Consider the following 1557-nt stretch of genomic DNA (forward strand, 5'->3'; position numbering starts at 1 on the left):
GCCTGGCGTTGTTCGACTCCGCGGTGGCCAGTGGTCAACCCGTGGTGGTCGCGGCGCGGTTGGACACGGCGGCGATCGCGAAGTCCGGTGTGGTGCCGGACGTCTTGCGCCGCCTGGTGCGGGCTCGTCGAGTGGTCGGTGACGTCGCCGTCGCTGAGGGGCGGTCGAAGCTGGCGGCGCAACTGGCAGGCCGTACTCCGGTCGAACAGGACAAGATCATCCTCGAGTTCGTCCGGACGCAGGCCGCGGTGGTGCTCGGACACGACAGCAGTGGCGCGATCACCCCGGACGAGACGTTCAAGGCACTGGGGTTCGACTCGCTGTCCGGCGTGGAGTTCCGCAACCGGCTGCAGGCGGGCACCGGGCTGAAACTGCCCGCCACCACCGTGTTCGACCACCCCACGCCTGCCCGGCTCGCCCAGCACGTGCGGCAGCAGGTGGCGCCGGACGAGGCGAACGCGGTGCACGGTGAGGGGGCGGCGCACCGGCTGATGTCCCTGCTGACCGAGCTGGAGCGCAGCTCGGCGGGCGTGGCACTGGACGACCAGGTCAAGGTCACGTTCCTGCGCCGGATCAGCGCACTGGAACGCGCGCTGCGCGGGTCTGCCGACGCCGACGCGCAGGACCTCGACACGGTCGACGACGACGCGCTGTTCCAGCTCATCGACGGAAACTGATCACAGGGGGGGACCACCGGACATGTCGAACGAAAACGATCTCCGCACGTACCTGAAGAAGGCCGCGGGCGAGCTGCAGTCCCTGCGTTCGCGGCTGGCCGAGGTCGAGGGCCGGGCCACCGAGCCGATCGCGATCGTGGGTATGGGCTGCCGCTATCCGGGAGGTGTGACCTCGCCCGGCGAACTGTGGGACCTGGTCGCCGGCGGTCGCGACGTGGTGTCCGGCTTACCCGATGACCGTGGCTGGAACGTGGCGCTGTACGACCCTGAGGTCGGTGTCGAGGGGAAGTCGTACGTGCGGGAGGGCGGTTTCGTCTACGACTCGGCGGATTTCGACGCGGGGTTCTTCGGGATCAGCCCGCGGGAGGCGGCGGCGATGGATCCGCAGCAGCGGTTGCTGCTGGAGGTGTCGTGGGAGGCGCTGGAACGTGCCGGTGTCGACCCCCGCTCGCTCACCGGATCGGAGGCCGGCGTCTACTTCGGCGTGGCCGGCGCGGACTACGGCAGCCGCCTGGTGGACCGAGCCCCGGCGGGGTACGAGGGCTATCTGGGCGAGGGCAACGCGACCAGCGTGGCGTCCGGCCGGGTGGCGTACGTGCTGGGGCTGGAGGGTCCCGCGGTGTCGGTGGACACGGCGTGTTCGTCCTCGTTGGTGGCGCTGCACCTGGCGGTACAGGGGTTGCGCACGGGGGAGTGCTCGCTGGCTCTCGCCGGCGGCGCGACGGTCATGTCGTCCCCCGCGACCTTCGTGGAGTTCTCGCAGTTGCGGGGTTTGGCGCCGGATGGGCGGTGCAAGGCGTTCTCGGATCGGGCTGATGGTTTTGGTCCGGCTGAGGGTGTGGGTGTGGTGGTGCTGGAGCGGTTGTCGGATGCGCTTCGG

2 protein-coding genes are annotated in these 1557 nt (G+C 70.2%); both read left to right on the plus strand.

Features of this window, described 5'->3' with window-relative positions; translation table 11 throughout:
• Positions 1–677: phosphopantetheine-binding protein (locus FM051_RS49900; RefSeq protein ID WP_238413273.1), on the plus strand; the 677-nt coding region annotated here is incomplete at its 5' end.
• Between the two features lie 22 nt (positions 678–699).
• Positions 700–1557, plus strand: an 858-nt coding sequence (locus tag FM051_RS49905; protein WP_202919541.1) for a beta-ketoacyl synthase N-terminal-like domain-containing protein, incomplete at its 3' end; no start/stop codon positions are given.

Source organism: Saccharothrix deserti (genome assembly GCF_009769385.1).
Classification (GTDB): Bacteria; Actinomycetota; Actinomycetes; order Mycobacteriales; family Pseudonocardiaceae; genus Actinosynnema; species Actinosynnema deserti.